At 67.5% G+C, this 5,306-nt stretch carries 6 protein-coding genes; 1 reads left to right on the top strand and 5 read right to left on the bottom strand.

Annotated features, from left to right (window positions below; all coding sequences use genetic code 11):
* Positions 1 to 1,844, top strand: a 1,844-nt coding sequence (locus VFW84_RS12295; protein ID WP_329680750.1) for a hypothetical protein, incomplete at its 5' end; no start/stop codon positions are given.
* 7 nt (positions 1,845 to 1,851) lie between these two features.
* Here VFW84_RS12295 and VFW84_RS12290 read toward each other — a convergent pair.
* From VFW84_RS12290 to VFW84_RS12270, 5 genes are all read right to left on the bottom strand, one after another.
* Complete coding sequence (locus tag VFW84_RS12290; RefSeq protein WP_329680749.1) at positions 1,852 to 2,283, bottom strand: PaaI family thioesterase; 432 nt, start codon at positions 2,281 to 2,283, stop codon at positions 1,852 to 1,854.
* Positions 2,284 to 2,323: 40 nt separating this feature from the next.
* The gene (locus tag VFW84_RS12285; protein WP_329680748.1) at positions 2,324 to 3,946 is read right to left on the bottom strand and encodes a methyl-accepting chemotaxis protein; all 1,623 of its coding nucleotides are present in this window, start codon (positions 3,944 to 3,946) and stop codon (positions 2,324 to 2,326) included.
* Positions 3,947 to 3,956: 10 nt separating this feature from the next.
* Positions 3,957 to 4,283, bottom strand: a complete 327-nt coding sequence (locus tag VFW84_RS12280; protein ID WP_329680747.1) for a hypothetical protein — start codon at positions 4,281 to 4,283, stop codon at positions 3,957 to 3,959.
* Positions 4,284 to 4,388: 105 nt separating this feature from the next.
* Complete coding sequence (locus tag VFW84_RS12275) at positions 4,389 to 5,030, bottom strand: response regulator transcription factor (RefSeq protein ID WP_329680746.1); 642 nt, start codon at positions 5,028 to 5,030, stop codon at positions 4,389 to 4,391.
* Positions 5,027 to 5,306 (bottom strand): sensor histidine kinase (locus VFW84_RS12270; RefSeq protein WP_329680745.1); only part of this gene is annotated, 280 nt, incomplete at its 5' end. The genes VFW84_RS12275 and VFW84_RS12270, both read right to left, overlap by 4 nt.

Below are 5,306 nucleotides of genomic sequence, written 5' to 3'. Positions count from 1 at the left end.
GAGACCCCTGCGCCCACCACCCAGGCCGTGCGCAGTCGCCGCCGGACCAGTTGAGGCCCCCGCGGATGGAGCCGGACGCTTCATCACCTCAGGATGCCCCTGCGCGCGAGCCCGGCATTGAGCGCCTGCAGCGGCTGCTGGGCGAGGCGGCAGGCTTTGTCGACTGGCTGCGTGAGCGTCACTTCCACGCGGCTGGCGCCCCCCACCCCGATGACGACGAGGCCCCTGCCGATCGGGGCCTCGCAGGCCCCGGCCTGCTCCACACCTTGAAGGTGATGCTGGCGCGCGTGCTGGACGACCCCCAGTCGCTGGCCCAGCACTACGCCCGCTTCGCCGCCCTGGTACTGCAAGCCTCACGACAAGAATCCGACCTGGCGCCCGACCCCACGGACCGGCGCTTCAAAGACGCCTTGTGGCACACCAGCCCTGTGCACCGCATGCTGATGCAGGTCTATCTGGCCTGGCAGCAGACCCTGAGCACCTGGGCCGCCGAGCAGCCCTTCAACGACCGAGATCGACAGACCGTGCAGTTCGTGCTGGACCAGTTGGTGGCCGCCCTGGCGCCCTCCAATCTGCCACTGAATCCGGCGGCCCTCAAGCGCGCCGAGGTCACGGAAGGGGCCAGCGCGGTGCAGGGCCTGAAGGCGTGGGCCCATGACGTGCTGCACCACGGCGCCATGCCGCAGCAGATCAAGCCCGATGCCTTCAAGGTCGGCATCGATCTGGCCACCACCCCCGGTGCGGTGGTCTTTCGGCACGCCCTGTTCGAGCTGATCCAGTACACGCCCATGACGCCGCTGGTCCATCAACGGCCGCTGCTGATGGTGCCCCCGCAAATCAACAAGTTCTATGTCTTTGATCTGCGTCCGCACAACAGCGTGTTCGCCTGGCTGCTGCAGCACGGCTTTCAGGTCTTCACGCTCAGTTGGCGCAACCCCGATGTGGCGCTGCGTGACGCGGGGCTGAGCGACTACGTCCAGGCGACATTGCAGGCCATGGAAGTGGTGCGCTCGATCACACGCTCGGCCACCCTGGGCCTGATCAGCGCCTGCGCGGGCGGACTCACGGCCATCAGTGCCATGGGGCTGCTGGCCATGCAGCGCCAGCGCATCGTGGCCCACCATTCCCTGCTGGTGACCGCGCCGCTGGCGGGCAATGGATCGGTCCTGGAAGGCCTGGCCTCACGCGAAGGCATGCAGGCCGCCGTGGCCTGGTCGGCCCAACGCGGCACCATGGACGGCGCCGATCTGGCCCGCCTGTTTGCGTGGCTGCGTCCGGACGAGCTGGTGTGGACCTACTGGATCAACAACTATCTGATGGGGCGGCAGCCGCCCCCACTGGACGTCCTGCATTGGGACAATGACTCGACCCGCCTGCCCGCAGCACTGCACCGTGATTTCGTGGACCTGGTGGACCGCCGCGCCTTCGAGCGCCCAGGCACCCTGCAACTGAACGGCATGCCCATCGACTTCCGGCGCGTGAAGGTGGACGGCTACTTCGTGGCAGGACGCGAGGACTACCTCATGCCCTGGCAGGGGGTCTACCGCGCCACACGCCACTTCGGGGGCCGACACACCTTTGTGCTCAGCAACAGCGGGCACGTGCAGAGCATCCTGCGCCCGCCCAGCTTGCCACGCACCGAGCACTTCCTGGCCGACGACCTCCCCGCGCACGCCGAAGACTGGCTGGCGCAGGCGCGACGGCAAGAGGGCTCCTGGTGGCCTCACTGGACAGGCTGGCTGGCACCACGCTCGGGCCGCCGCGTGGCCGCCCGGTCGGCGCTGGGCAGCGCGGCCTATCCCCCCCTGGCGCCTGCGCCAGGGAGTTATGTGCTGCAAGCCTGAGGCGGCCTCAGCCCTTGGGCCACAGCACCATCTGCGTGCAGCGGAACAGCGCGATCTTGCGCCCCGTGGCCTCGTCGGTCACCACCGCATCCCAGACCTGCGTCTGGCGCCCCAGATGCTGGGCCGTGGCCACGCAGGCAATGCTGCCTTCACGCACCGTGCTCAGGTGATTGCTCTTGAGCTCGATCGTGGTGAAGGACTGCGCCCCCTCGGGCAGGTGCGCCACCGTGGCATAGCCGCAGGTGGTGTCCGCCAGAGCCACCACGCTGGCCGCGTGCAGGAACTCGTTGGGCGCGATGTGCAGGCGCTTGACCGGCATGCGGCTGCGCAGGGTGCCCTCGCCCATCTCCAGCATCTCGATGCCCAGATAGCCAGGCAAATACTCCTGACCGTTGTGGTTCAGGGCCTCAATGGTGATTTCTGGTCTCAGCTTGCTCATCGCGGTCCTTGTCAATCGGGTCTGGGCTTGGGCAAGCCACTCATGACGTTGCCGGTGCCATGGTAGCCGAGCGTTGCTGGCGGCGCAGCTCGACGGCGTCTGTCCGCGGCACCGAGACCGCATCGATATGGAACACGGCCACCGCATCCGTGACGATCTTGGACTGCCCCTCCAGGGCAGTGGCGGCAGCAGCCACCTGCTCGACCAAGGCCGCGTTCTGCTGCGTGATGCCGTCGATGTGGGCCACGGCATCGTTGACCTGGGCAATGCTGCTCAGCTCCTCATTCGATCCTGCACTGATCTGGGCCATCAAGGTGGTGACACGGCGCACGGCCTCCAGGGCTTCGCTCATGGTGGCGCCCGCCGTCTCGGTCTGCCGGTGCCCCGCGGCCACATCCCCCGCCGAGGCTTCGATCAGGGCTTTGATCTCGCGCGCAGCCTGGGCACTGCGCTGAGCCAGCATGCGCACCTCACCCGCCACCACCGCAAAGCCACGCCCCTGCTCGCCGGCCCGAGCGGCTTCCACGGCGGCATTCAAGGCCAGGATATTGGTCTGGAAGGCGATGCTGTCGATCACCTGGGTGATCTCGCCGATGCGCTGCGAAGAGCTGCGAATGGCATGCATGGTGCCGGCCAAGGTCTGAACGGCGGCACTGCTGCGCTCGGTGATGCTGGTGGCATCACGTGCCAGATCACACGCCTCCTGGGCCGATGCTGCACTGTGTCGCACAGAGCCGGTGATCTGCTCCATCGAGGCGGCCGTCTGCTGCAGGCTGGCGGCCTGGGCCTCGGTGCGCCCGGACAGATCGCGATTGCCCGCAGAAATTTCCTGCGAGGCGGCACACATCTTGTCCGTCTCGTTGCGGGCATCCCGCACGATGGACTGCAGGTTCACATTGAGCTGGCCCAGCGCCTTGGTCAGGGCGCCGATCTCATCGTGGCGATCGACCTGAAGCTGCTGCGTCAAGTCACCCGCGGCCATGTGATTGGCATAGTTCACCAGTTGCAGCAAAGGCCCGCGCATCAGATGCCGCTGGTAGGCCAGCGTCCCCAGACCCGCCACCAGGGCGGTGGCTGCCACCGCAGTCGGCCCGCCCAGGGCGGCAGCCCCGACACACATTGCTCCGAAAGCCGCGAGCGCGCAGGCCAGCTTCATCGTCAGGCTGGGCTGCAGCCACTCCTGGAGGCGGCCCAGGGCATCGTTGCGCAGCACACGCCCACCGCGGAGCACGTGGCGCAGTTGGCCGGCGGCCTTCTCCTGTCGCATGGTCGCATACAAGGCCTCGGCCTGACGGATCTGCTCGCGACTGGCCTCGGTGCGCACCGACATATAGCCCACCGGCTGGCCGCCTTCCACGAGCGGGGTCACATTGGCCATGACCCAGTAGTGGTCGCCATCGGCTCGACGGTTCTTGACCACCCCAGACCAGGGTTGCCCCGACGAGATCGTGCGCCACATGTCCCGGAAAGCCTCTTCAGGCATGTCCGGGTGGCGAATCAGGTTGTGAGGCTGGCCCAGCAGCTCCTCGCGGGCATAGCCGCTGACCTCGATGAAGCCCGGGTTGCAGTAGAGGATCCGGCCCTTGAGGTCCGTGGTGGACACCAGGGTCTGCCCCGAGGGGAAGGGATACTCGTGGGAGGTGATGGGGAGGTTGATGCGCATGGGGTACTTCTCAATCGTTCAGTCCGGGACGACGCAGGGCCCGCTCCAGGCGGCTGAGATCCTGATCGGGCTCATCGGGCAGGAGGACCAGTTGCCCGCGGGGCGCCATGCGGCGCCAGTTGGCCAGCCAGGCCAGGCCGTGCTGGAGCAGCATGGCCGGATCCAGCACCAGGAGGTTCAAGCGGTCCGGCGCCGCGATGAAAACGATCTGGCTCAGATCGAGCGACTCCACACAGCGCACCACGGCGCCTCGCATCTCGCAAGCCTGGCGCAAACGATCCCTGCGACCGTCATCGGCCACCAGCAAGAGGATCTGCGTGATGTGGTGGGTGAACATGAGCGACTCCAGAGCCCCGAGCCAGGGATGGATTCACTGTACGTTCGCCCGGCTTGCGGGTCTGTCAGGAGATCTTGATCGGACCCGTGCGGAGCCTCGGTCACCTCAGTTGCCGTTGGCGTCGATCAATTCGGCACGGATGGCAAAGCGCACCAGCGCGGGCACATCGGCCACGCCCAGCTTGCTCATCAGGCGGCTGCGGTAGGTGTCCACCGTCTTGGGCGACAGGTGCAACTGCTCGCCAATCGCCGCGCTGGAGTGGCCCTTGACCACCAGGATGATGATCTGCCGCTCACGGGGCGACAGGTCGGCCAGCAGATCCGACTCACTGGCGCTGGTGAGCCCCTGCACGGCGAGTTCGGCCACATCCGGGCCCAGATAACGTCGCCCGGACAGGACCGCCTCGACCGCCGTGAGCAACTCGGCACGCGGTGCCCCCTTGAGCACATAGCCTTGAGCCCCCAGGCGCAAGGCCTCCGCCACATGGCGAGGCTGTGCCGACATGCTCAGGACGATGCAGCGGCAGTCCAGGTGGCGGCGGTGCAGTTCTTCAAGCAACTCGAAGCCCGAGCGTGTGCCCAGACTCAGGTCCAGCAGCAACAGATCCGGTCGCAGGCTGATGAGTTCGGACAGGGCCACGGTCGGGTCGGCGGACTCGCCCACCACGCCATGGCCACTGGCCTCCAGCATGGCGCGCAGACCATCGCGCACGATGGCGTGGTCATCCACCAGATAGATGCTGCTCATGGCCCGCCGTCCTCCCAGCTCAGGGTGATGAGGGCGCCGCCCCCGGGGGCCTCGCCCACCTCGAACGTCCCGCCGATGGCGATGGCCCGCTCGCGCATGCCCACCATGCCCAGGTGCCCCGGGCGCACGGCCGTGGCACCGGGCGCCATGCCCTGGCCATTGTCCTGCACCTCCAGGCGCAGCCAGTGGGCATCGCCCTCCAGCCGGATGCAGATCTCGCTGGCCTGGGCATGGTTCAAGGCATTGGCCAGGGCCTCGCGTGCCACCATGAAGACG

The sequence above is a fragment of the Aquabacterium sp. genome (assembly GCF_036279655.1).
Taxonomy (GTDB): domain Bacteria; phylum Pseudomonadota; class Gammaproteobacteria; order Burkholderiales; family Burkholderiaceae_C; genus Aquabacterium.
This window is presented reverse-complemented; position numbering and strand designations above follow the sequence as displayed.